This window comes from Mycolicibacterium celeriflavum (genome assembly GCF_010731795.1).
In the GTDB taxonomy this organism is placed as follows: Bacteria; Actinomycetota; Actinomycetes; order Mycobacteriales; family Mycobacteriaceae; genus Mycobacterium; species Mycobacterium celeriflavum.
In genome coordinates, this window is the sequence record NZ_AP022591.1 from 4,701,947 (window position 1) to 4,727,481 (window position 25,535).

At 67.5% G+C, this 25,535-nt stretch carries 18 protein-coding genes; 11 read left to right on the forward strand and 7 right to left on the reverse strand.

The window, feature by feature from the left end; translation table 11 throughout:
• Positions 1-8: 8 nt before the first annotated feature.
• The 4 genes from G6N18_RS22635 to G6N18_RS22650 are packed head-to-tail and all read left to right on the forward strand — an operon-like array spanning position 9 to position 3,592.
• On the forward strand, positions 9-932 hold the full coding sequence (locus tag G6N18_RS22635; protein WP_083001909.1) for a carbohydrate ABC transporter permease: 924 nt from the start codon (positions 9-11) through the stop codon (positions 930-932).
• Positions 932-1,777 carry a carbohydrate ABC transporter permease gene (locus G6N18_RS22640; protein ID WP_083001851.1) on the forward strand — a complete coding sequence of 282 codons (846 nt, stop codon included), beginning with the start codon at positions 932-934 and terminating at the stop codon, positions 1,775-1,777. The genes G6N18_RS22635 and G6N18_RS22640 overlap by 1 nt, the downstream gene beginning before the upstream one ends.
• Positions 1,778-1,781: 4 nt before the next feature.
• Entirely contained in the window at positions 1,782-2,981 is a 1,200-nt protein-coding gene (locus G6N18_RS22645) for an ABC transporter ATP-binding protein (protein ID WP_083001852.1), read from the forward strand.
• Entirely contained in the window at positions 2,978-3,592 is a 615-nt protein-coding gene (locus tag G6N18_RS22650; protein ID WP_083001854.1) for a suppressor of fused domain protein, read from the forward strand. The genes G6N18_RS22645 and G6N18_RS22650 overlap by 4 nt, the downstream gene beginning before the upstream one ends.
• An 82-nt stretch (positions 3,593-3,674) precedes the next feature.
• Here G6N18_RS22650 and corA read toward each other — a convergent pair whose 3' ends face one another.
• Positions 3,675-4,778, reverse strand: coding sequence for a magnesium/cobalt transporter CorA (gene corA / locus G6N18_RS22655; protein ID WP_067221815.1), 1,104 nt, complete (start codon positions 4,776-4,778; stop codon positions 3,675-3,677).
• Positions 4,779-4,927: 149 nt separating this feature from the next.
• Between corA and G6N18_RS22660 the strand changes: the two genes are divergently transcribed.
• The 3 genes from G6N18_RS22660 to G6N18_RS22670 all read left to right on the forward strand — a co-directional run bounded on the left by G6N18_RS22660 (position 4,928) and on the right by G6N18_RS22670 (position 8,026).
• Entirely contained in the window at positions 4,928-5,917 is a 990-nt protein-coding gene (locus G6N18_RS22660) for a malate dehydrogenase (protein ID WP_083001856.1), read from the forward strand.
• A 62-nt stretch (positions 5,918-5,979) separates the two neighbouring features.
• On the forward strand, positions 5,980-7,176 hold the full coding sequence (locus G6N18_RS22665; protein WP_179962337.1) for an NAD(P)-dependent malic enzyme: 1,197 nt from the start codon (positions 5,980-5,982) through the stop codon (positions 7,174-7,176).
• A gap of 7 nt (positions 7,177-7,183) precedes the next feature.
• Positions 7,184-8,026 carry a glycine betaine ABC transporter substrate-binding protein gene (locus G6N18_RS22670; RefSeq protein ID WP_109749444.1) on the forward strand — a complete coding sequence of 281 codons (843 nt, stop codon included), beginning with the start codon at positions 7,184-7,186 and terminating at the stop codon, positions 8,024-8,026.
• 23 nt (positions 8,027-8,049) lie between these two features.
• Here the strand turns inward: G6N18_RS22670 and G6N18_RS22675 are convergent, their stop codons facing one another.
• The 3 genes from G6N18_RS22675 to G6N18_RS22685 all read right to left on the reverse strand — a co-directional run bounded on the left by G6N18_RS22675 (position 8,050) and on the right by G6N18_RS22685 (position 13,724).
• Positions 8,050-8,880 carry an SDR family NAD(P)-dependent oxidoreductase gene (locus G6N18_RS22675; RefSeq protein ID WP_083001858.1) on the reverse strand — a complete coding sequence of 277 codons (831 nt, stop codon included), beginning with the start codon at positions 8,878-8,880 and terminating at the stop codon, positions 8,050-8,052.
• Positions 8,881-9,006: 126 nt separating this feature from the next.
• Positions 9,007-12,771, reverse strand: coding sequence for a multifunctional oxoglutarate decarboxylase/oxoglutarate dehydrogenase thiamine pyrophosphate-binding subunit/dihydrolipoyllysine-residue succinyltransferase subunit (locus G6N18_RS22680; protein WP_234806155.1), 3,765 nt, complete (start codon positions 12,769-12,771; stop codon positions 9,007-9,009).
• Between the two features lie 200 nt (positions 12,772-12,971).
• A complete protein-coding gene (locus tag G6N18_RS22685; protein WP_067221827.1) occupies positions 12,972-13,724 on the reverse strand; it encodes a hypothetical protein in 753 nt (250 codons plus the stop codon).
• Positions 13,725-13,865: 141 nt separating this feature from the next.
• On the opposite strand from G6N18_RS22685, the gene G6N18_RS22690 reads away from it, so the two are divergent.
• Complete coding sequence (locus G6N18_RS22690; protein ID WP_083001861.1) at positions 13,866-15,158, forward strand: multidrug effflux MFS transporter; 1,293 nt, start codon at positions 13,866-13,868, stop codon at positions 15,156-15,158.
• Positions 15,159-15,245: 87 nt separating this feature from the next.
• Positions 15,246-17,126 carry an MFS transporter gene (locus G6N18_RS22695; protein ID WP_083001863.1) on the forward strand — a complete coding sequence of 627 codons (1,881 nt, stop codon included), beginning with the start codon at positions 15,246-15,248 and terminating at the stop codon, positions 17,124-17,126.
• Here the strand turns inward: G6N18_RS22695 and G6N18_RS22700 are convergent.
• From G6N18_RS22700 to G6N18_RS22710, 3 genes are all read right to left on the reverse strand, one after another.
• Positions 17,023-18,474, reverse strand: a complete 1,452-nt coding sequence (locus G6N18_RS22700) for an FAD-binding oxidoreductase (RefSeq protein ID WP_083001865.1) — start codon at positions 18,472-18,474, stop codon at positions 17,023-17,025. The two genes, G6N18_RS22695 and G6N18_RS22700, sit on opposite strands and share 104 nt — an antisense overlap.
• On the reverse strand, positions 18,471-21,893 hold the full coding sequence (locus tag G6N18_RS22705) for a TM0106 family RecB-like putative nuclease (protein WP_083001866.1): 3,423 nt from the start codon (positions 21,891-21,893) through the stop codon (positions 18,471-18,473). Before G6N18_RS22705 ends, G6N18_RS22700 begins: the two co-directional genes overlap by 4 nt.
• An 84-nt stretch (positions 21,894-21,977) precedes the next feature.
• A complete protein-coding gene (locus tag G6N18_RS22710) occupies positions 21,978-22,553 on the reverse strand; it encodes an LppP/LprE family lipoprotein (protein ID WP_083001869.1) in 576 nt (191 codons plus the stop codon).
• A 79-nt stretch (positions 22,554-22,632) separates the two neighbouring features.
• Here G6N18_RS22710 and G6N18_RS22715 point away from each other — a divergent pair, with 79 nt between their 5' ends.
• Both G6N18_RS22715 and G6N18_RS22720 read left to right on the forward strand, forming a co-directional pair.
• Positions 22,633-24,309: a DEAD/DEAH box helicase gene (locus G6N18_RS22715; RefSeq protein WP_067221843.1), complete on the forward strand. Its 1,677-nt coding sequence runs from the start codon at positions 22,633-22,635 to the stop codon at positions 24,307-24,309.
• Complete coding sequence (locus tag G6N18_RS22720) at positions 24,306-25,448, forward strand: acyltransferase family protein (RefSeq protein ID WP_083001871.1); 1,143 nt, start codon at positions 24,306-24,308, stop codon at positions 25,446-25,448. Before G6N18_RS22715 ends, G6N18_RS22720 begins: the two co-directional genes overlap by 4 nt.
• Positions 25,449-25,535: the final 87 nt, after the last annotated feature.

A 25,535-nucleotide genomic window follows, 5' to 3' on the forward strand; every position in this document is an offset into this window, starting at 1 on the left:
CGCCACCGATGGCCGCGACAGCGCAGACCACCCCGGCTCCGACCACGACCGGCAGCCAGAACACCCGCTCGGAGCGCAGGCTGGCGTTCCTTCTGGTCGCTCCCGCGGTGCTGCTGATGCTCGCGGTCACCGCCTATCCGATCGGCTACGCGGTCTGGCTGAGCTTGCAGCGCAACAACATGGCGGCGCCGCAGGACACCGAGTTCATCGGCCTGACCAACTACGTCACCATCCTCAGCGACCAGTATTGGTGGACCGCGCTTTCCGTCACCCTTGCCATCACCGTCGTCTCGGTCGCCATCGAGTTCGTGCTCGGCATGGCGCTGGCACTGGTGATGCACCGCACCATCTTCGGCAAGGGCGTCGTGCGCACCGCGATCCTCATCCCGTACGGAATCGTCACGGTCGCCGCGTCGTACAGCTGGTATTACGCGTGGACACCGGGCACCGGCTATCTGGCGAACCTGCTGCCGGAGGGAAGCGCCCCGCTGACCGAACAGATCCCGTCGCTGGCGATCGTGGTGCTCGCCGAGGTGTGGAAGACGACGCCGTTCATGGCGCTGCTGCTGCTGGCCGGATTGGCGCTGGTGCCACAGGATCTGCTCAACGCCGCCCAGGTCGACGGCGCGGGTGCGTGGAAGCGGCTCATCAAGGTCATCCTGCCGCTGATCAAGCCGGCGATCCTGGTGGCGCTGCTGTTCCGCACGCTCGATGCGTTCCGAATCTTCGACAACATCTACATCCTCACCGGCGGCGCAAACAACACCGGTTCGGTGTCGATCCTCGGATACGACAACTTGTTCAAGGCGTTCAACGTCGGCCTGGGATCGGCGATCAGCGTGCTGATCTTCCTGTGCGTGGCGCTCATCGCGTTCATCTACATCCAGATCTTCGGCGCAGCGGCGCCCGGGGCGACGGAGGAGCGTCGCTGATGGCGCAGCGGGTCGGTGCGACGCGTGCGACCGGTTGGACCGTCGTCAACATCCTGGTGATCGTCTATGCCCTGCTTCCGGTGCTGTGGATCCTTTCGCTGTCGCTGAAACCGACGTCGAGTGTCAAGGACGGCAAGCTGATTCCGGCCGAGATCACGTTCGACAACTACAAGGCGATCTTCGCGGGCGGCAACAACGGGGCCTTCACCTCGGCGTTGATCAACTCGATCGGCATCGGCCTGATCACCACCGCCATCGCGGTGGTGATCGGCGGCATGGCCGCATACGCGGTCGCGCGGCTCGATTTCCGCGGCAAGCAGCTGCTGATCGGCGTCGCGCTACTGATCGCGATGTTTCCCCACATCTCGCTCGTCACACCGCTTTTCAACATCGAACGCGCCGTCGGGCTGTTCGACACCTGGCCCGGCTTGATCATCCCGTACATCACGTTCGCGCTGCCGCTGGCGATCTACACGCTGTCGGCGTTTTTTCGCGAGATCCCCTGGGACTTGGAAAAGGCCGCCAAGATGGACGGCGCCACACCCTCGCAGGCTTTCCGCAAAGTCATCGCGCCGCTGGCCGCGCCCGGCATCGTCACCGCGGCGATCCTGGTGTTCATCTTCGCGTGGAACGACCTGCTGCTGGCGCTGTCGCTGACCGCGACGCAGCGGGCGATCACCGCGCCCGTGGCAATCGCGAACTTCACCGGCAGTTCGCAATTCGAGGAGCCGACCGGATCGATCGCGGCGGGCGCGATGGTCATCACGATTCCGATCATCGTCTTTGTCCTCATCTTCCAACGACGGATCGTCGCCGGACTGACATCCGGCGCGGTGAAGGGGTAGTCCCATGGCCGAAATTGTGTTGGACCGGGTGACGAAGAGTTATCCCAACGGCGCGACGGCCGTGCACGAGTTGTCGATGACCATCGCCGACGGCGAGTTCATCATCCTCGTCGGCCCGTCGGGTTGCGGAAAGTCGACCACGCTCAACATGATCGCGGGCCTGGAGGACATCACGTCGGGCGAACTGCGCATCGCGGGCGAGCGGGTCAACGAGAAGGCGCCCAAGGACCGCGACATCGCGATGGTGTTCCAGTCTTACGCGCTCTATCCGCATATGAGCGTCCGGCAGAACATCGCGTTCCCGCTCACCCTGGCCAAGTTGAAGAAGGACGAAATCGCCCGCAAGGTCACCGAAGCCGCGAAAATCCTTGACCTGAGCGAACTTCTGGATCGCAAACCGGGCCAGCTCTCGGGCGGCCAGCGCCAGCGTGTCGCGATGGGCCGCGCCATCGTGCGCGATCCCAAGGCATTCCTGATGGACGAACCGCTGTCGAACCTCGACGCCAAGCTGCGCGTGCAGATGCGCTCGGAGATCGCGCGCCTGCAGGACCGGTTGGGCACGACGACCGTCTACGTCACCCACGACCAGACCGAGGCGATGACGCTGGGGGACCGCGTTGTGGTGCTGCTCGCCGGGGTGGCTCAGCAGATCGGCACGCCCGACGAACTCTACAACCGCCCGGCGAACCTGTTCGTCGCCGGCTTCATCGGTTCGCCCGCCATGAATTTCTTCCCCGCAACGATCACCGACATCGGGGTGCGGCTGCCGTTCGGCGAGGTCACCTTCACCCAGGAGAACTACGATCGGCTCACCCGGCACAACCCGCCGGCGAATGTGATCGTCGGTATCCGGCCCGAGCATTTCGAGGACGCGGCGGTGCTCGACGGGTATGCGAGGATTCGCGCCCTGACCTTCGAGGTGCAGGTTGACAGGGTGGAGTCGTTGGGCGCCGACAAGTACGTCCACTTCAAGACCGAAGGCGCCGGGGCCAGGTCGGCGCAACTCGCCGAGCTGGCCGCGGAGTCGGGTGTCGGCGAAAACGAGTTCGTGGCAAGGGTTTCGGTCGAGTCGACGGCCCGGCAGGGCGAGACGATCCAATTGGGGTTCGACACGTCGAAGCTGGTGGTTTTCGATCCCGACTCCGGGCGCAACCTCACGCTGCCCGACGACACGTCCGCAGCACCGGCAGCCCCGGCCGAGTGATCGACGTCCTGGCCGAGGTTCGGGTTCACCTGCGCGAACATTTCGCCCGGGCCGGTATCACCGCTGAACCCGCCACGGCCAGCGTCACGTTCCTCGGCACCGAGAAGATCGACGTGCTGCGATTCGGCCCCGACGTCCGAGGCGGCCCGGACGTCAACCGCCACGTGTACCACTATGTCTCGCTGGGCTGTTCGCGCCATCCCATGCTCGACCCATCCGAGATGGTGACCGACGTGCTGCACGGCCCGCGTGCGGAGGTGACGGTCGCGCTGCGCGGCCCGGCACCGCGCGGGCTGTCCCGATCGATCGCGATCGTCGCCGCCGCGCCTGCAGTCGAAGGGCTGATGCTCGAACCCGACGCGCTGATCGATCTGGAAACGCCGCTGTGGGAAGGCGCGCCGTTTACCGCATTTGTGCTGAGCCGCAGCGACATTGACGACGTCTCGCTCACCGGGCCGCTGCAGCCGGTGGCGATCCTCTCGGCGACGCCGATCACCGCCACCGAAGCGGCATGGGTGCGGCTCAAGGGTGCCGACGCGATGCGCGAGGCGTGGGTGCAGGACGGCGTCGACGTCCTCGACCCACGGCGGCGGGCCGCCAAACCCAGCTGAGCGGCGGGCCGCCAAACCCACCTGAGCGGCGGGCCGCCAAACCCAGCTGAGCGGCGGGCCGCCAAACCCAGCTGAGCGGAAACTAGAGCCAGCGGTTGCGCCGGAACGCGCGGAACAACAGCGTGCACACGATCAACATCACGGCCAGTACCGCCGGATAGCCCCACGGCTGTTTGAGTTCGGGCATGTAGTCGAAGTTCATCCCGTAGATGCCGGCGATGGCCGTCGGCACCGCGGCGATCGCGACGTAGGCCGAGATCTTGCGCATGTCGACGTTCTGCTGCATGGCGACCTTGCCGACCGCGGCCTGCACCAGCGAGCTGAGCACCTCGTCGTAGGTGGCGATCCGGTCGGCGGCCTGCGTGTTGTGGTCCAGCACGTCACGCATGTAGCGCCGCACCTCGATCGAGATCAGATCGTCGTGATCGCTCATGATCCGCTGCAGCGCCAGCGTCAGCGGGCTGACCGCCCGGCGCAGCTCGACAATCTCCCTCTTGAGCAGGTAGATGCTCTCGATGTTGGTCTGGGTGGCCGGCGAGAAGACGTTCTCCTCCATCGTGTCGATGTCGGTCTCGATCGAGTCGGTGACGTCGAGGTAATCGTCGACGACATGGTCGGCGATCGCATGCATCACCGCGTACGGCCCCAGCTTGAGAAGCCCGGGGGAGGCGTCGAGCCGTTTCCGCACCCCGGCAAGCCCGCCGTGTTCGCCGTGCCGGACCGTCACCACGAAATCGGGTCCGACGAAGATCATGATCTCGCCGGTTTCGACGATCTCGCGCGCGTACGCGACGGATTCGTGCTCGACGTAGGTGACCGTCTTGAGGACGAGGAACAGGGTGTTGTCGTAGCGCTCCAATTTCGGTCGTTGGTGTGCGTGGACCGCGTCCTCGACGGCCAGCTCGTGCAGGTCGAACTTGTCGGCGATGACCTGCATCTGGCGGTCGTCGGGTTCGTGCAGGCCGATCCAGACGAACGCGTCCCTGCCGTCGGCGCGCAACTCTTGCACCTTGCCCTTGGCGGCGGCGTGGGTGTACTTGCCGGCGAGCCGCGTGCCCTCGCAGTAGATGCCACAGTCGACCGTCGCCTGCGCCACCGGCACGGGGATCGAGCCGGCGTCCACGCTGCCGGAGTTGGCTTTCACGGTGGGCCGCAGTGATGGAGGCAGTGAGCGAAACGACGGCATCGCATCAGCCTCCCGGGACAGCGCGGGACCCGTATCCGGGCCGTCGCCGATGCTACGCGGCCGGTGACATCGGCGTCCTGCTAGTTTCAGTCCCGACCCGATTTCGCCCGCGGTGCGGGCAACGTAGGACTGTCCAAGGAGCATCTGACGTGAGCACAACTCCCCTCAAGGTCGCCGTCACCGGTGCCGCCGGCCAGATCGGCTACAGCCTGCTGTTCCGCATCGCGAGCGGTTCACTGCTCGGTCCGGACCGGCCTGTCGAGCTGCGGTTGCTCGAGATCGAGCCGGCGCTCAAGGCGCTCGAGGGTGTCGTGATGGAGCTCGACGACTGCGCGTTCCCGCTGCTCGCCGGCGTGGAGATCGGCGCGGATGCGAACAAGATCTTCGACGGCGCGAACCTGGCGCTGCTCGTCGGCGCCCGCCCGCGGGGCCCTGGCATGGAGCGCAGTGACCTGCTCGAGGCCAACGGTGCGATCTTCACCGCCCAGGGCAAGGCGCTCAACGAGGTCGCCGCCGAGGATGTGCGCATCGGCGTCACCGGCAACCCGGCCAACACCAACGCTCTGATCGCGATGACCAACGCCCCCGACATTCCGCGCGAGCGGTTCTCGGCGCTGACCCGCCTCGACCACAACCGGGCGATCAGCCAACTGGCCCGCAAGACCGGTGCCAAGGTCACCGACATCAAGAAGATGACGATCTGGGGCAACCACTCGGCCACGCAGTACCCCGACATCTTCCACGCCGAGGTCGGCGGGAAGAACGCCGCCGAGGCCGTCAACGACCAGAACTGGATCGAGAACGACTTCATCCCGACCGTGGCCAAGCGCGGTGCGGCGATCATCGATGCGCGCGGTGCCTCGTCTGCAGCCTCGGCCGCGTCGGCGACCGTCGATGCCGCCCGCGACTGGCTGCTGGGCACCCCGGCCGATGACTGGGTGTCGATGGCGGTCGTCTCCGACGGGTCCTACGGCGTGCCGGAGGGCCTGATCTCGTCGTTCCCGGTGACGACGAAGGACGGCAACTGGACGATCGTGGGTGGCCTGGAGATCGACGACTTCTCCCGCGGCCGCATCGACAAGACGACGGGCGAACTCGCCGATGAACGCAAGGCGGTCACCGATCTGGGCCTCATCTGAGGCGACCACGAGGCTCGGGGAGCGATTAGGTTACCTACCAGTTCGTCGTTACCCTGAGCGCCGTGTCGCAAGCGGTGAGAGACCTACCAGTGACCGGATCCCACATCGTCGTCAGTGACGAGGAGATCTTCGCGGCCCACGTCGGCGGCAAGCTCTCGGTGGCGCTCAACGCGCCCCTCGACACCGAGCGGGCGCTGTCCCTCGCTTACACGCCGGGGGTGGCTCAGGTAAGCCGGGCCATCGCCGCCGATCACACCCTGGCCGCCCGCTATACCTGGGCCAACCGGATGGTGGCCGTCGTCAGCGACGGCAGCGCGGTCCTGGGCCTCGGCGACATCGGCCCCGCGGCGGCGCTGCCGGTGATGGAGGGCAAGAGCGCGCTGTTCAAGGCGTTCGCCGACCTCGACTCGATCCCCATCGTGCTCGACACCAAGGATCCCGACGAGATCGTCGAGACCCTGGTGCGGCTGCGCCCGACGTTCGGGGCGGTCAACCTCGAGGACATCTCGGCGCCGCGGTGCTTCGAGATCGAGCGGCGCCTGGTCGAGGCGCTGGACTGCCCGGTCATGCACGACGACCAGCACGGCACCGCGATCGTCGTGCTGGCCGCGCTGCTGGGTGCGGCCAGGGTCGTCGACCGTGACATGGCCTCGCTTCGGGTGGTGGTCTCCGGCGCAGGTGCGGCCGGCGTCGCGTGCGCGAACATCCTGATGGCCGCCGGGGTCGGCGACATCACGCTGCTGGATTCGCAGGGCATCGTGCACAAGGGCCGCGAGAACCTCAACTCCTACAAGACCGAGATGGCCGAGCGGACCAACCCGAGGGGGTTGACCGGCGGCATCGCCGAGGCGCTCGCGGGTGCCGACGTGTTCCTCGGGCTGTCCGCCGGCGTCGTGCCCGCCGATCTGATCGCGTCGATGGCGCCGGACTCGATCGTGTTCGCACTGTCGAACCCGGATCCGGAGATTCACCCTGACGAGGCGAGCAGGTACGCGGCCGTCGTCGCGACCGGTCGCAGCGACTTCCCGAACCAGATCAACAACGTTCTCGCCTTCCCCGGGGTGTTCCGCGGCGCCCTGGACGCCGGGGCGCGCCGCATCACCGAGCAGATGAAAGTGGCTGCCGCCCAAGCGATCTTCTCCGTGGTCGGCGACGACGTGGCGGCCGACCGAATTGTGCCCAGCGTGTTGGACCCCCGGGTCGCGCCCGCAGTGGCGCGGGCGGTCGCCAGTGCGTCCGACAACGCGTCCGGCGGCTAGGTCGCACGTGGGCCGGCGAGTGGCGCTGGCGCTCGTCGCGCTGATCGTGGCGGGCACCGCCGCATGCGGCCGGCCCGACGCGCCGCCGTCGATCGCGGTCGGTACCACACCGGATTCGGAGTCGACGCTGATCGCGCATCTGTATGCCGCGGCGTTGCGCTCCTACGGCCATCCGGCCCACGTCGAGACCGGGGAACACCCACTGATCGAACTGGACTCCGGCGATGTGCGCGTCGTTCCCGGCCTCACCGGGCGGTTGCTGGACAGGTTCAATCCCGAGTCGACGGCACGGGCGGCGGTGCAGGTTTACCGCGAGATGGTGTCGGCGTTGCCCGAAGGCATCGCAGCGGGTGATTACACCACGTCGGCGGAGGACAAACCCGCGCTCGCGGTCACCGAGGCGACGGCCGAGGCGTGGGGTGGACGCGACGTCACCGCGGCTCTACGCCATTGCGACGAGCTGACCGTCGTCGCGGTCGCCGATGCGCCGCGGCCGGCAGAGATCGGAACGTGTAAGCCGAAGGTGACCGAATATCCGGACAGCGCAAAGGTGTTCGCGGCTGTGCTCGCCGGCCGATTCCGCGCGGCGTGGACGACGACCGCGGCGCCCGGCATTCCGCCCGAACTGCTGACGCTCTCCGACAAGACCTCGCTGATCCGCGCCGAGAACCTGGTGCCGCTTTACCGCCGCAACGAGCTCAACGAGTCGCAGGTGCTGGCGCTCAACGAGGTGGCCGGCGTGCTGGACACCGCGGCGCTGGCCGACATGCGCGCAGAGGTGGCCGACGGAGCCGAGCCGGGTCAGGTGGCCGACGCGTTCCTCGCCGAACACCCGTTAGGCGACAGCTAGCAATTTCGTGAGCGCGCGCCCGGTCAGTGCGCGTTCGGCACCAACCGTGGCATCACCGTCGAGAACAACCGCTGGTATCCCGATCCGCTCATGCGCACGATGAAGTCGAGCACCTTGGCGTCCGGACCGACCAGCACGCGCGCCTTGTCCTTGCGCACCGCCTCGAGGATGATGTGCGCCGCCCGCTCGGGTGTGGTGATGGTGAGCCACTTGTCGAAGGTCCGGGTCAGACTCTCCTTGTCGAAACCCTCGACGGCCGTGGCGTTTCGCATGATCGCAGTCTTGATGCCGCCGGGATGCACCGTCGTCACCTTCACCGGATGGCGCGCCGCGGCCATCTCCTGACGAAGCGCCTCCGTGAAGCCGCGAACCGCGAACTTCGCCGAGTTGTACGCCGCCTGGCCGGGAACGGAGAAAATACCGAACAGGCTCGACACGTTGACGATGTGCCCGTCGCCCGACGCGATCAGGTGTGGCAGGAAGGCCTTGGTGCCGTTGACCACGCCCCAGAAGTCGACGTCCATCACCCGTTCGAAGTCCTTGTACGGTGTCACCTCGACGTCGCCGACGTAGGCGATGCCCGCGTTGTTGTAGATCTGGTTGACCGTCCCGAAGTGCTCGACCACCGAGTCGGCGTACAGCTCGAAGGCCTCACGCTCGGTGACATCGAGCCGGTCCGCCTTCACCGGCGCGCCGATGGCTTTGATGCGCGCCTCCGTCTCTGCCAGGCCTTCGGTGTTGACGTCGCTGATCGCCACCTTCGCGCCAGAGCGCGCCAGTTCGAGCGCCAGCGCCTGTCCGATGCCTGATCCGGCGCCGGTCACGACGGCGACCTTTCCGGCGAAGCCCTGCATATCCACTCCTCGTGTCAGTTGCTCGCGGTTGAGGTTAGCCGGTACCGCTGGTCCGCCCTCTAACGGGTTGATCGCATGCACCACATGCGGGTGATCCACCCGTCAAGCACCCGCCCGGAAAGGGAGCTAGCCGAAGGCCTCGTCGAGGATCTCCTGCTGCTCGACGGCGTGCACCTTCGACGAGCCCGAGGACGGCGCCGACATCGCCCGCCGCGAGATGCGCGTGATACCGGACAGCTTCTCCGGCAGCACCTCCGGCAGGGTCAGCCCGAACGTCGGCCATGCGCCCTGGTTCGCCGGTTCCTCCTGCACCCAGAAGTACTGCTCGATGTTGGGATAGCGGTCCAGCGTCTCGGCCAGTCGGCGCCGCGGCAGCGGAGCAAGTTGCTCGATCCGCACGATCGCCACGTCGTCGCGCTTCTCCTTGTTCTTGCGGGCGGCCAGCTCGTAGTAGATCTTGCCGCTGGTCAACAGCATGCGCTTGACCTTGCTGCGATCGCCGTCGCCGTCGGTGTAGGTCGGCTCCTCGAGCACCGAGCGGAACTTCTGCTCGGTGAAGTCGCGAATGTCGCTGACAGCGGCCTTGTTTCGCAGCATCGACTTCGGTGTGAACACGATGAGCGGCCGGTGGATGCCGTCCAGGGCGTGTCGCCGCAGCAGGTGGAAGTAGTTGGCCGGGGTGGACGGCACCGCGATGGTCATCGAACCCTCGGCCCACAGCAGCAGGAACCGCTCGATGCGGCCCGACGTGTGGTCCGGACCCTGGCCCTCGTGCCCGTGCGGCAGCAGCAGCACGACGTCGGACAGTTGGCCCCACTTGGCCTCGCCGGAGCTGATGAACTCGTCGATGATCGACTGTGCGCCGTTGATGAAGTCGCCGAACTGCGCTTCCCACAGCACCAGCGCGTCGGGGTTACCCACCGAGTAGCCGTACTCGAAGCCGACGGCGGCGAACTCCGACAGCGGCGAGTCGTACACCATGAACCGGCCGCCCGTCGGGGCGCCGTCCTTGTCGACGGTCAGCAGCTGCAGCGGGGTGAACTCCTGGCCCGTCTTGCGATCGATGATCACCGAGTGGCGCTGGCTGAACGTGCCGCGACGGGTGTCCTGTCCGGACAGCCGCACGGTCTTGCCTTCGGCGACCAGCGAGCCGAGCGCAAGCAGCTCGGCGAAGGCCCAGTCGACCTTGCCCTCGTAGGCCATCTCGCGGCGCTTCTCCAGCCCCGGCTTGACGCGCGGATGCACGTCGAAGCCTTCCGGGAATGCCAGATGCGCATCTCCGATGCGGGCCAGCAACGACTTGTCCACCGCGGTGTTCGTGCCGGCCGGCACCATCTGGTCGGCCTCGACCGAGGCGCTCGGCGCGATCTCGTGCTTCTCGAGTTCGCGGACCTCGTTGAAGACCCGTTCCAACTGGCCCTGATAGTCGCGAAGCGCGTCCTCGGCCTCTTTCATCGAGATGTCGCCGCGACCGATCAGCGCTTCGGTGTAGCTCTTGCGCACACCGCGTTTGACGTCGATCGCGTCGTACATGGCCGGCTGTGTCATCGACGGGTCGTCACCTTCGTTGTGCCCGCGGCGGCGGTAGCACAGCAGGTCGATGACGACATCCTTCTTGAACTTCTGCCGGAAGTCGACCGCGAGCCGGCCTACCCAGTCCGCAGCTTCGGGATCGTCGCCGTTGACGTGGAAGATCGGCGCGCCGATCATCTTGGCTACGTCGGTGCAGTACTCCGACGACTTGGCATCGAAAGGCGATGTGGTGAAACCGATCTGGTTGTTGACGATGATGTGGATCGTTCCGCCGGTGCGGTAGCCCCGCAGCAGCGCCAGGTTCAGCGTCTCGGCGACGACGCCCTGCCCGGCGAACGCCGCGTCGCCGTGCAGCATCAGCGGCACGACGCTGAAGGCCTCGGAGGTCTCGATGTCGTCGTCGTCCTTGGCGATCAAGTCCTGCTTGGCGCGCACCAGACCCTCCAGGACGGGGTCGACGGCCTCGAGGTGCGACGGATTGGCCACCAGCGACACGTCGATGTCGTTGTCGCCGAACATCTGGATGAACTTGCCGGTAGCGCCGAGGTGGTACTTCACGTCGCCGGAGCCGTGCGCCTGCGACGGGTTCAGATTGCCCTCGAACTCGCTGAAGATCTGCGAGTACGGCTTGCCGACGATGTTGGCCAGCACGTTGAGCCGGCCGCGGTGCGGCATGCCGATCACGACCTCGTCGAGTGCGTGCTCGGCGCACTGGTCGATCACCGCATCCATGGTCGGGATGACGGTCTCGGCGCCTTCCAGCGAGAAGCGTTTCTGGCCGACGTACTTTGTTTGCAGGAACGTCTCGAATGCCTCGGCCGCGTTGAGCTTGCTCAGGATGTACTTCTGCTCGGCGACCGTCGGCTTCTCGTGCTTCTTCTCGATGCGGTCCTGCAGCCACTGCTGCTGTTCGGGTTCGAGGATGTGGGTGTACTCGACGCCGACATGGCGACAGTAGGAGTCGCGCAGCAGGCCGAGCACGTCGCGCAGCTTCTTCTGCTCGGCGCCGGCGAAGCCGCCGACCTTGAACTCGCGATCCAGGTCCCACAGCGTCAGGCCGTGGGTCTGCACGTCGAGGTCGGGGTGGCTGCGGAACCGGTTCTTGTCCAAACGCAGCGGGTCGATGTCGGCCATCAGGTGACCGCGGTTGCGGTACGCGGCGATCAACTCGATGACGCGGGCGTTCTTGTCCTCGATCGAGTCCGGGTTGTCGGTCCGCCACCGCACCGGCTCGTACGGGATGCCGAGCTCACGGAAGGTCTCGTCGAAGAACTCGTCGTCGAGCAACAGCTGGTGCACGGTGCGCAGGAAGTCGCCGGACTCGGCGCCCTGGATGATCCGGTGGTCGTAGGTCGACGTCAACGTGACCAGCTTGCCGACACCGAGATCGGCGATGCGTTCCGCGCTCGCGCCCTGGAACTCGGCCGGATACTCCATTGCGCCCACGCCGATGATCGCGCCCTGGCCGCGCATCAGCCGCGGCACCGAATGCACGGTGCCGATGGTGCCGGGGTTGGTCAGCGAAATCGTCACGCCGCCAAAGTCTTGGGCGGTGAGCTTGCCGTCGCGAGCGCGGCGCACGATGTCCTCGTAGGCCGCGATGAACTGGCCGAACGACATGGCCTCGGCGCCCTTGATGCCGGCCACCACCAGCTGGCGGTTACCGTCCTTGCCCTGCAGGTCGATCGCGAGCCCGAGGTTCACGTGCTCGGGGGTGACCGCGGTCGGCTTGCCGTCGGTCTCGGCGAAGTGGCGGTTCATGTTCGGGAACTTCTTGACCGCCTGCACGACCGCGTAGCCGATCAGGTGCGTGAACGAGATCTTCCCGCCGCGAGTCCGTTTCAGGTGGTTGTTGATGACGATCCGGTTGTCGATCATCAGCTTGGCGGGTATCGCGCGGACACTGGTCGCCGTCGGCACCTCCAACGAGGCCGCCATGTTCTTCACGACCGCCGCGGCGGCACCCCGCAGCACCTGTGTCTCCTGGCCGTCGGTGGACTGCTTGGTCGCGGGTTCCTTGGTCGCTGGTTCCTTGGCCTTGGCCTTGGTTGCGCTCTTCGGCGCCGTGTCTTCCTTCGCCGGCGCTTTGGACTCGGAGGCCTTCGTATCCTTTGCCGGTGCCTTCGCCTCGGAAGCCTTGGATTCCTTGGCGGATTCCTTGGCCGGTGCGCTGTCGTTGTCGGTCTGCTTGGGCGCCGGAGGGGGCGCCGGCTCTGGCGGGCTCACCGGCGTGGCCGCGGCCTGACCGTTGGGGCCACCGGTCTGGCTCTCGGACGACGGCTCGGGAGAGTAGTCGACCAGAAATTCATGCCAACTGGGATCCACCGACGAGGGATCCTCGCGGAACTTGCGGTACATCTCCTCGACCAACCACTCGTTCTGTCCGAATGGTGAAGGTGAGCTCACGGTAGCTACTCGCCTCGATTCCTTCGCTTCGCGCGAGCGCGTCTCACACGCTCGCCAGGTTCTCTACGGTTACCCCGCATTCCGCCGCCTAAAGGCTAGCGCTGAAGCAACGGCCAAGCCATGACAACGGGCTTATGGTCGTCGCCACGCCACTAGCCCCGGGGTGCGGGCAGCACGTGCAGTGCCGCCGGCCACCGCGGTGGCGGATTGCCGAACGCCTTGCGCGCGTTCGTCACGATGCGTTTGCCCATCAGGCGGTTCCCCACGCCGCCGACGACGGCCCCGATGCCGACGGGCAGCATCTTGCCGAACGCGATCGCCCCGCGCTTGAGGGTGTAGCGCTTGACGAAGTACTTCAGCAGGCGCGAATTCAGTTGCGACACCGCGGGCAACGGCAGCGTCGCAGCGCCGTCGGCCAGCCATGCGCCACTGGTGCGGCCCGGGCCGACCAGGTCCGCGATCGCACGCTTGCTGTCCTCGCCGACCAGTACCGCCAACACCAGGGCGCGGCGACGTTCCCGATGCTCGGCGGGAATTCCGTGCACCTCCGCGACGGCCAGCACGTAGACCGCCGTCGCTTCGAGGAACACCACCGTCTCGCCCGCAACGGCCGACATCGCAGCCAGCGTCCCGATGCCGGGGAACGCCGCGGCCGACCCGACGGCCGCGCCGCTGGCCATCACCGCGGCGAGGTAGTGCTTCTCGAGCTTGCCGACGATGTCGGCCGGCGACGCGTCGGGACTCTGCTTGCGAAGGCGATCCACGTAGGCCTTGACCGCGGGACCCTGCACGCGCGCGCCGCGCTCGATGATCTGGGAGAGCACCTTGGCGGCGACGCCCGGATCTTCGGCGGCGCCATCGTTGACCGCCGGCAACTGGCTCTTGGCCTTCGACCGGGCACTCATGTGGGCCTCCTGTCCGAGCGATTGGCCTCCAGGCTAACGCCTCGCCAACGAACGACGACGGCCGTCGGTGCCCGGCCGTGATCGCGCTCACTGTGTACTGAATCGGGAAGAAAATATTGAGAAGCGACGCTAACCATTCTCATGGCAACATCACCGGCTGTGGACGTGACAACCGCCCCGACCTCGACACAGGAGGAAAGGACGCCGAGCCGCATCCGGATGATCATCGTGCTCGGGGTCATGGTCGCGCTCGGTCCACTGACCATCGACATGTACCTGCCCGCGCTGCCGAAGATCGCCGACGAGCTCGGGGTGTCCTCGTCGGTGGCGCAGTTGACGCTCACCGGGACGCTCGCCGGGCTGGCGCTGGGCCAGCTGGTTGTCGGCCCGCTGTCGGACTCGCTGGGCCGACGCCGGCCGCTGATGGCCGGGATCGTGCTGCACATGGTCGCGTCGCTGCTGTGCCTCTTCGCGCCGAACATCGAACTGCTCGGGATCGCTCGCGGACTGCAGGGGATGGGCGCCGCCGCAGCGATGGTGGTGGCGATCGCGGTCGTCGGGGACCTGTTCACCGACTCGGCCGCGGCGACGGTGATGTCCCGGCTGATGCTGGTGCTCGGCGTCGCACCGGTGGTGGCGCCGTCGCTGGGCGCCGCGGTGTTGCTGAAGGCCTCCTGGCACTGGGTGTTCGCCGCGCTGGTGGTGATCGCGGGCTTGCTGCTGCTGGTGGCCGCGCTCACCCTGCCCGAGACGCTGCCCACCTCGCATCGCCGTCCGTTGAAGGTGCGTGGCATCGCCGCGACGTATCTGGAGCTGCTGCGTGACGTCCGGTTCGTGGTGCTGGTCCTGGTGGCCGCGCTGGGCATGTCCGGGTTGTTCGCCTACATCGCCGCCGCGCCGTTCGTGCTGCAGGGCCGCTACGGCCTGGATCAGCAGGCATTCGCCCTCGTTTTCGGTGCCGGCGCGATCGCGTTGATCGCGGCGACGCAGTGCAACGTCGCGCTGCTGCGCCGGTTCTCACCGCAGACCATCGTGCTCTGGGCGCTGGTGGTCGCCGCGGTTGCCGGCGCCGTCTTCGTCGGCTTGTCGCTTGCCCATCTCGGCGGGTTGGCGGGTTTCGTCGTCCCCGTTTGGGTGGTCCTGGCGGCGATGGGACTGGTCATACCGAACGCGCCCGCCGTGGCGTTGACCCGGCACCCCGATGCCGCGGGCACCGCGGCGGCCCTGCTGGGCGCGGCGCAGTTCGGCCTGGGCGCGGCCATCGCTCCGCTGGTCGGCGCGCTCGGCAACGACGAGTTCGCGCTGGCGTCGGTGATGACGGTGGGTATGGTGATCGCGTTGCTCGCGCTCATGGCCGTCGGTGTGTCGACGACCGAACGCGCGGACGACTCCGAACACGACGTCATCGATGACGCCGTGCCCGAACCGGCCTGATGCTTCGTTGAATGCGGGTCCCGACTTGTCGGGGGCCTGCCAGGCTCCGTAGCGTCGGCGGGATCGCCGAGTACTAGTCGAGCCCAGATGTTCTCAACCCTCATTCCCCGGCAGGACGCCTCCCCGAACCCGTGGCATGCGCTCTGGGCGATGATGGTCGGCTTTTTCATGATCCTGGTCGACGCGACGATCGTCTCGGTCGCCAATCCGGCGATCATGGCCCGGTTCGATGCGAGTTACGACGCCGTCCTCTGGGTCACCAGCGCCTACCTGCTCGCCTACGCGGTGCCGTTGCTGGTGGCGGGCCGCCTGGGTGACCGCTTCGGGCCGAAGAACCTCTACCTCCTCGGCTTGACGGTGTTCACCGTCGCCTCCCTGTGGTGCGGGCTGTCCGACACGATCGGGATGCTGATCGCGGCGCGCGTCGTCCAGGGGGTGGGCGCAGCGCTGCTGACGCCGCAGACGCTGTCGACGGTGACCCGCATCTTCCCGGCCGAGCGGCGCGGCATGGCGATGAGCGTGTGGGGTGCGACGGCCGGCGTCGCGACGCTGGTCGGCCCGCTGGCCGGCGGAATCCTGGTCGACGCGCTGGGCTGGCAGTGGATCTTCTTCGTCAATGTGCCCGTCGGCGTGCTCGGCGTCGCGGTGGCGATCCGGTTGGTGCCCGAGCTACCCCGGCAGAAGCAGCGGTTCGACCTGCCCGGGGTGGCGTTGTCGGCGGTCGCGATGTTCTTGATCGTGTTCGCGCTGCAGGAGGGTCAGGCGCACCAGTGGACGCACTGGGTGTGGGGACTGATGGCGCTCGGCATCGGAGTGATGGCCGCGTTCCTGTACTGGCAGTCGGTCAACCCCAGGGACCCGCTCCTGCCACTGGTGGTCTTCCGGGACCGTGATTTCTCGCTGTCGAACTTCGGCGTGGCGACCATCGGGTTCGTGGCGACCGGGATGATGGTGCCGGTCATGTTCTACGCCCAGACGGTGTGCGGACTGTCGCCGACCCGGTCGGCGCTGCTGACGGCGCCGATGGCGATCGCGACCGGGGTGCTCGCGCCGTACGTCGGCCGGGTCGTCGACCGGTGGCATCCGCGCCCGGTGGTCGGCTTCGGTTTCTCGTTGCTCGCGATCGCGATGACCTGGCTGTCGATCGAGATGACGCCCGTCACCCCGATCTGGCGACTGGTGCTGCCGCTGACCGCGACGGGTATCGGCATGGCGTTCATCTGGTCGCCGCTGGCGGCCACCGCCACCCGCAACCTGCCACCGCAGTTGGCCGGTGCGGGTTCGGGGGTCTACAACACCACCCGCCAGGTCGGGGCCGTGCTGGGCAGCGCCGGCATGGCGGCGTTCATGACGTGGCAGGTCGACTCCGAGATGCCGCCGTGGGCAGCCGATTCGACGCAGGGCGAAGCCGGTGCGACGCAACTGCCGTCGGTTCTGCACGCACCGTTCGCCGCGGCCATGTCGCAAACGCTGCTACTGCCCGCCTTCGTCGCGTTGTTCGGCGTGGGCGCTGCGCTGTTCCTGCTCGGTTACGCCCGTCGGCCCCTCGACGACGACGCCGCCGCGACCCTCGCAGTCGAGTACGGCGGTGACGAAGCGTTCGTCGACGACGATGACGACTACCTCGAATACACCGTCGACTGGGGTGATGCCGATCCCTCGCCGTCGCGGTCGGCCGAGCGGGACCCGCCGACCGACCCGTTGGGCGTCCGGCCCGAACCCGAGCCAGAGAGGGCCGGTGACTCGTGGCGCGCGATCCTCGACCAACTGCTCGCCGACATTCCTCCGGCGCCACCGACCGAACCCACGGTCGAGCCGATCGGGTTGGCGCACAACGGTTTGCACGTCGACGATGAGCCGCGACTCAATCGGCTGCAGCGTTCCGGGTCTCATCGGAGGTCCGACGAGCGGCAGTCCTGGTTCGAGTCCAACGGCAGGCATTCTCGTTACGACCCCGACGAACGCTAGCCGAAGAGCACGGGGGGTTGAGGTAACCCGACGGGTCGAACGCCGCCTTCACCGTCCGCATCGCCGCGATATCGGCGTCGGTGCGCGACATTCCGACGTAGTGCCGCTTGCGGGTGCCGACACCGTGCTCGGAGCTGACATTGCCGCCGAGGCGGGCGATGAGGTCCATCATCGCCGAGTACAGCGCATGCTCCGACTCGCCGTCGATCGTGCATCGCACCAGGTTCAGATGCAGGTTGCCCTCGCCGATGTGCCCGAACAGCACCGGAATCGCCGCCGGGGCGTGGGTGGCGGCGACGTCGGCGGCCTCGGCCGCAAACGATGCGATAGCCGAAAGCGGCAGCGACACATCGAATTTCAGCGGCGGCCCGTACACGCCGAGCACCTCGGCGACGGCCTCGCGTACCTGCCACAGCCGCTGCTGTGCGGCCACGTCCACACCGACGGCGGGTTCGCCGGTCAGCTCCGCGTCGGAGATCGCCTCGGCAAGCCGCTCGGCCTGGTCGCTGTCGCCGGCCAGCTCGACCAGCAGCTGCCAGGCGCCGTCGACGGCCGCGGGCACGCCTGCGTGTTCGGCGGTCAGCGCGCTGGCGCGGGCGTCGATCAGCTCCAGCGCGGCGATGCCGTCCAGGTCCCGGAAGGTTCGGCCGGCGGCGACGAGCGAGTCGAGGTCGGCGAATCCGCAGATCGCGGTCACCCGGTGTCGCGGCGTGGGGTGCAGCCTGAGGTCGAGCCCGGTGATCACGCCCAGCGTGCCCTCGGCGCCGACGAACAGCGACGCCAGGTCATAGCCGGTGTTGTCCATCCGCACCAGGCTGTGCCGGTGCAGCACCGTGCCGTCGGGCAGCGCGACGTCCATACCGATGACCTGCTCGCCCATGTTGCCGTAGCGCACGGTGCGCAGACCGCCCGCGTTCGTCGATGCCATGCCGCCGACCGTTGCGGTGTCGCGCGCCGCCAGGTCGACACCGAACACCAGGCCGGCGGCCGCGGCCGCGCGCTGCACCTCGGCCAGAGTCACGCCCGCGCCCACCGAGATACGGCGCTCGGCGGTGTCGACCTCGCCGAGGTCGCGCAGCCGTTCGGTGGACAGCAGCACGTCGTCGTGTTCGGGCACGGTCCCGGCCACCAGCGAGGTGCGGCCGCCCTGCACGGTGACGCAAACCCCCGCATCGCGACAGACCAGCAGCACGGCGGCGACCTCGTCGACCGACCCGGGCCGCACCAGCGCGCCGGCCTTGCCGCGGTAGCGGCCCGTGTGGTCGACGCTGCGCCCGGCCACCACGTCGGGATCGGTGCTGACGTAGGTGTTTCCCACGATGCCGGCCAGCTGGGCGGTCAGGCTCATGCCGTCGGTGTATCACACGGCGACAGCGACAGGAACGCCCCCAACTCGATCAGCCGGTCCGGTGTGCTCGGCAGATATTCGGTGAGCGTCTCGGACCGAACGATCACGCTGAGGTATTTCGCGCGGCTGATCGCAACGTTGAGTCGATTCCTGTTGAGCAGGAACGATATCCCGCGCGGCACGTCATCGATGGACGACGCCGTCATCGATACGAACACCACCGGCGCCTGTCTGCCTTGGAACTTGTCGACGGTGCCGACCGAGACGTCGGGCAGCCCGACGGCGTCGAATCGCTCGCGCAGCAGCATCACTTGCGCGTTGTAGGGTGCGACGACGAGGACATCGGCTTGCGTCAGTGGGCGGGTGCCGTCCTCGTCGGTCCAATCGCCGCCGAGAAGCGCCTGGATTGCCGCGACGATCGCGTCCGCCTCCTCGGGGCTGCTGGTGGAGTTGCCGTCGTGGGCGATCGACACCACGCGCACACCGGGGTGTTGACCCTCGAGGCGCCGCTCGGCCGGGCCGCTCTCAGCAGGCAGCAGCCTGCCTTCGTAAGCCAGCCGGGACACCGCCGCGCACACCGCGGGATGCATCCGGTAGGAGCGGTCGAGAAAGTAGCCGAGTTCCTCGGACAGCGTGCGGTTTTCCTGCACCAGCCAGCCCAGCGCCGACGCGTCGACGGGTTCGGGATGATGCCCCTGACTGACCTGAGGCAGCTGCTGCGGGTCGCCGAGCAGCATCAGGTTGTCGGCCGCCCGCGCCACGGCGATGGTGTTCGCCAGGCAGAACTGGCCCGCCTCCTCGATCACCAGCAGGTCGAGGCTGTGGGCGTCGACGCGAGTGTCGTTCGCGAAATCCCATGCGGTTCCGCCGATCACGCAGCCGGCGTGCGCCGCGATGAATGCCGCGTACTCGTCCTTGTCGATCGCCTGGCAGCCGACGTCGGCGGGGCAATCCTTCTTCGCGATGCGCGCCGGATCCACGTCGGCCTGGACCAGGTCACGAAAAAGGTTCTCCACCACCGCATGTGACTGGGCAACGACGCCGACGCGCCACTGGTGTTCGTTGACGAGACGGGCGATGATCCGTGCGGCCGTGTATGTCTTACCGGTACCGGGCGGGCCGTGCACCGCCAGGTAGGACGAGTCCAGGTCGAGCAGTGCGGCGGTGATGTCGTCGGTCACGTCACCGGTGTGGGGCACTGGCGCCCCGCTGCGGGTGCGCGGTGGTCGGCGCAGCAATATGTCGACGACGGCGGTGCGTGGCAGGTCGGGCAGCGCGGCGGCCATTTCGGCGGCCGCGGCGTCGATGGCCTCCCGCTGCTTCTTCGTTCCCACGACGTTGCGGGGTGTGAGGGCGAACGGCATCTGTGTGAACGTCCCGGCCTGGGTTTCGCGTTCGCAGATCACCACACGGGTGGGGACATTGCCGTCGTCGACGTCGATGACATCGGCGTTGCCTGCGGCGCGCCTGTCCGTGTTGTCGGCCATGCCCGCCGGTGAGGGTGGTTCGTAGAGTGCGAACACCTCTTTGTTCAGGCCGCCGCTTTCGAGCGCGCCGGTGAGCGTCACCCAGCGCTGCTGCTTGCGTGCGCGGGTCGACGGCAGGTGCCAGTCCTTGACCAGCGTCGCGCCATCGGTATCGACCAGGAACACGTCGCTGGTGTCGCCCCATTCGTCGACCGGGTTGTTCAACCGGTCGAAATGCGCCCACCAGAACGGTTTGTCTTCGCGGCGGTGATAACCGCGGGCGGCGGCCATCAACGCCACGGCGGTCTGTTCCGGACTCCGCTGCGTCACACCGTCGCCGGCGAATTCGGTCAGCGTGCGTGCGAGTTGATCGGTGTCTTCGACGGCGACGCCGTCTGCGACGGGCTGGGGCCCCAGCGGTGGGACGCTCGACTCGATGGCGATCTTGATCAACCAGTCGCGCAGGCGATGCGTCGAGCGGCAGTCGTAGCGGTTGTAGTCCTCGATCTGCTTGAGCATGTTGGCGGCCTCGTCGTGGCGGCCCTCGGCACGCAGTTCGCAGAACCGCGCGTACATGGTGATCGACTCCGTTGCGGTGGTGACGTCGCCGCTGCGCAGTTCGGCGCCCATGTAGAGCGGCTCCAGCGATTTCAGGCTGTAGTTCTCGGTGCCGACGCGAATGCTCTTGCGTACCAACGGATAGAGGTCGACAAGGACACCGCTGCGCAGCAGGTCGTCCACCTCGTCCTCGCCGACGCCGTAGCGTCCGGCGAGCCGCAGCAGCGCGGTCTTCTCGTACGCCGCGTAGTGGTAGATGTGCATCTTCGGGAACCGCTTGCGGCGTTGGCGGACCAGCTTGAGGAAGTCGAGCAGAGCCTTGCGCTCGCTCGCGCGGTCGTGGGCCCACAGCGGCCGGAATGCACCGCCCGCCTCGAGCACACCCCACATGTACTCCAGGCCCCACTCGTGACCGTCGGCGGTCCACAGCGGGTCACCCTCGAAGTCGAAGAACAGGTCACCCCGATCGGGATCCGGCAGTAGCTTCAGCGGCTGCGCGTCGGCGACCTCATACGGCGGCTTGCCGTCGACCCGCGGGGCCAGCTGCAGCCGGGCCTGCGCCGACAGGGAGGCGACGGTCCGAGCCGGAAGCTCGGCCACCGGGCCCTCATGCTGCGCCAGCTCGGCGACCGTGGTGATGCCCGCGTCGAGCAGGCGTGCCCGCTGGCTCACCCGCATGTTCGCAACCAGCAGCAGATCGTCGTTGGCGCGAACCTGGACTTCGCATTCAGGGCAGCGGAAACAGGCGCGCACCGTCTCGTCCGCCCAGTCGACCGGCGCGCCGGACGCGAAGTGGTCGTCGAGCAGCCGCTGCAGGGCGTCGCGTCTGGGCCGATACACCGGAAGAAGTTCGTCGACGCGGTAAGTCGCGGTGGCGCCGTCGCCGAGCACCAGCTCGACCTCCTCGGCCACCGGAACTCCCGCGGCGGCAAGCGTCTCCGCATACGCCGCCAACTGCAGCAGCGCCTCCACCTTCACCGAGCGCGCGAGCTTGGTGTCACGCAGTCGGTACCGTTCACCGTCGAAGATCAGGAAGTCGGCGAAACCGACGAACCGGCCGTCGAACATCGCGGCCTGGTAGATCACCTGCGCGCGACGCTCGACCGCGCGCCTCGTCTGCTCGGCGGCGGCGGTCAGACCCTCGACCGTGTACGGGGGCCTGCCGATGATCGCGACGTCGGCCCGGTCGCGCAGCTGATCGAGATGCCGCTGTTCGTGCTCATCGCCGAGTTGGGCCGTCCTGGCCAGCAGCTCGTCCGCGACCGCGACGTCGGGACCCCGACCGAGCTTCGCGTCGAATGCACGCAGCAGCGCGTACTCGCAGCGGGCCGCCGCAGCGAGGTCGGATGCGCTGTAAATGACGCGGATTTCGGCGCCTTGAGAGGCCACGAACACGGTGCCACTGTATGTGACCCGGGCGACATCTCGATGGCCCCGCGACTCGAGTTGCCACCCGCGTTCGACGCAACAGGTACCGCGTCAGCCGGCGGTGTTACCGATCAGCTCGACACCGTTGCCGTTCCACCGGAACCGCACGACACTGTCGAGGCCCGGCACACCGTTGGAGTAGCGCAGTGCGATGGTGTCGCCGGTGGTCTCAGACTTGTCGACGCCGTTGAACCCGTAGGTGTCCGGCACCCCGGTCGGAATGAACTTGCCCAGGTGGAACATCACCGCGCGGGTGTTGGGGTTCTCGGCGTTGGTGTTGGCCTTGACGATGACGACCGAAAGCTGCGCGCACTCGTTGTAGTTGCCCGCCAGCGGCTCGGGGTTCCAGCCCTGGTTGCTGCGCGGGTCGCGGGGCAACTCCTTGACTGCTTCGGCGATCTCCGGCGCGGCGAGATTGACCGCACACGGATCGGCGGCCGCCGCGGCGCTGGGTGGCGCGATCGTCGGAGCAGGCGCCGGCGTCGCCGTCGTTGCCGGGGGAGCGGCGGGTGCGGCCGACGGGGTCTTGGAGACGGTGGAGTCGCCTGCCCCGCACGCCACCGAGAGCGCCGCCACCAAACCGACGAGGCTGCTGAGCCGAACCGAGCGAGTCACCTGAGCCACCATTGCAAATCGTGTCGAGCACGTCGCGCCGACACACCGCTTGGCAAGTCGGGCGTGTCGCGGGCATTAGACTCGGTTACCGATGACGCCCTCCGAGCCGGATGCGACTGGCACCGAGCTGACCTTTGATGACCTGCAAATTCACCCGTCGGTGCTGCGGGCCGTTGTCGACGTCGGCTACGAGACGCCCTCGGCCATCCAGGCGGCGACCATCCCGGCGATGATGGCCGGCTCCGACGTGGTGGGCCTGGCCCAGACCGGCACCGGCAAGACCGCGGCGTTCGCCATCCCGATTCTGTCCAAGATCGACACCGGCAGTCGCGTCACCCAGGCGCTGGTGTTGGCGCCCACTCGCGAGTTGGCGCTGCAGGTGGCCGAGGCGTTCGGTCGCTACGGCGCGCACCTGCCCGAGGTCAACGTGTTGCCGATCTACGGCGGGTCGTCCTACGGCCCGCAGTTGGCGGGACTCAAGCGCGGTGCCCAGGTGGTCGTCGGAACGCCGGGCCGGGTGATCGATCACCTCGAGAAGGGCCGGCTCGATCTGTCGCGGCTCGACTATCTGGTGCTCGACGAGGCCGACGAGATGCTGCAGATGGGCTTCGCCGAAGACGTCGAGCGCATCCTGTCCGACACCCCCGAGTACAAGCAGGTTGCGTTGTTCTCGGCGACCATGCCGCCCGCGATCCGCAAGATCACCACCAAGTATCTGCACGACCCGGTCGAAGTCACCGTCAAGGCGAAAACCGCCACCGCCGAGAACATTTCGCAGCGCTACATCCAGGTTGCGGGCCACCGCAAAATGGATGCGCTGACGCGGGTGCTCGAGGTCGAAGAGGGCGACGCGATGATCGTCTTCGTCCGCACCAAGCAGGCCACCGAAGAGGTCGCCGAACGGCTCAAGGCCAGGGGTTTCGCCGCTGCGGCGATCAACGGCGACATCCCGCAGGCGCAGCGCGAGCGCACCATCGCCGCGTTGAAGGACGGAAGCATCGACGTCTTGATCGCCACGGACGTCGCCGCGCGCGGCCTGGACGTCGAGCGCATCTCCCACGTGCTGAACTACGACATCCCCAACGACACCGAGTCCTACGTGCACCGGATCGGGCGCACCGGCCGCGCCGGCCGGTCCGGGGCGGCGCTGCTGTTCGTCACACCCCGGGAACGCCACCTGCTCAGGGCGATCGAGAAGGCCACCCGGTCCAAGCTGATCGAGGCCGAACTGCCGACGGTCGAAGACGTCAACGCCCAGCGGGTGGCCAAGTTCCGCGACTCGATCACCGAGGCGCTCAACGCCCCGGGGACCGACGTGTTCCGAAACATCATCGAGGACTACGAACGCGAGCACGACGTGCCGATCGCCGACATCGCCGCGGCGCTGGCCGCGCAGGCGCGCGGTGGGGACCAGTTCTTCATGGTCGAGCCGCCGCCGGAGAAGCGTCGCGAGCGCGACGACCGGCCGCGCCGCGACAAGCCCGACCGCAAGTCGCGGGACGGCCTGGTCACCTACCGCATCGCGGTCGGCAAGCGGCACAAGGTCGGGCCGGGGCACATCGTCGGCGCGATCGCCAACGAAGGCGGCCTGCACCGCAGCGACTTCGGCCACATCACCATCCGGCCGGACTTCTCGCTCGTCGAGTTGCCCGCCGATCTGCCCCAAAAGACGCTCAAAGCCCTTGAGAACACTCGTATCTCGGGGGTGAAGATCAACCTGCAGCCCGACCGGCGGCCGGACAAGGCCCGGCGCAAGCAGCAGAGATGACGCTGTCGCGCGGGCTGGACGCGCAGGGCGGCCTGGAATCCGTCGGCAAGCCTGAACGAGTCGCCTCGCTCACCGGCATCCGCGCCGTCGCGGCGTTGTTGGTGATGCTCACCCACGCCGCCTACACGACGGGAAAGTATCCGCAGGGCTACGTCGGGCTGGTGTACTCACGGGCCGAGATCGGGGTGCCGATCTTCTTCGTGCTCAGCGGATTTCTGTTGTTCGCGCCGTGGGTGAAGGCCGCCGCATCGGGTGCACCGGCGCCTTCGGTGCGTCGATACGCATGGCACCGCGTGCGCCGCATCATGCCCGCCTACGTGGTGACCGTGCTGGTGGCCTATCTCGTCTATCACTTCCGGACCGCGGGCCCGAATCCCGGGCACACCTGGGAGGGGTTGTTCCGCAACCTCACACTGACCCAGATCTACACCGACCACTATCTCTATTCGTTCTTGCATCAGGGCCTGACGCAGATGTGGAGCCTGGCGGTCGAGGTCGCGTTCTACGTTGTGCTGCCGCTGTTGGCGTGGCTGCTGCTGGTGGTGCTGTGCCGGCGACGGTGGCGGCCGGGCCTGCTGATGAGCGGATTGGGCGCGCTCGCATTGCTCACCCCGGCGTGGCTGATCCTGGTACACACCACCGGTTTTCTACCCGACGGCGCGCGGCTGTGGCTGCCGTCGTATCTGGCCTGGTTCGTCGGCGGGATGATGCTGGCGGCGCTGCAGCCACTGGGTATACGCGCCTACGCGCTGGCGTGTGTCCCGTTGGCGATCGCGTGCTATTTCATCGTGTCCACACCCATCGCCGGGGAGCCCACCACGTCGCCGAACGAGTTACGCGAGGGACTGGCGAAAGCGTTCTTCTACGCGGTGATCGCCACACTTGCGGTCGCGCCGCTGGCACTGGGCGATCGGGGACTCTACGCCAGGCTGCTCTCCAGCCGGCCGATGGTGTTCCTCGGCGAGATCTCCTACGAGATCTTCCTGATCCACCTGATCACGATGGAGCTGGTGATGGTCGAGATCCTGCACTATCCGATCTACACCGGTTCCATCGTCATGCTCTTCGTCGTCACCTTCGTGGTGACCGTCCCGCTGGCCTGGCTGTTGCACCGGTTCACCCGGGTGCGGACCGCCTGACCGTTCGACGAACGCTCGCGCTAACGGGTTGATCGCAGGCATGTGGTGCGAACAATCAACCTGTTAAGCGGCTTAGGGTAGCCTAAC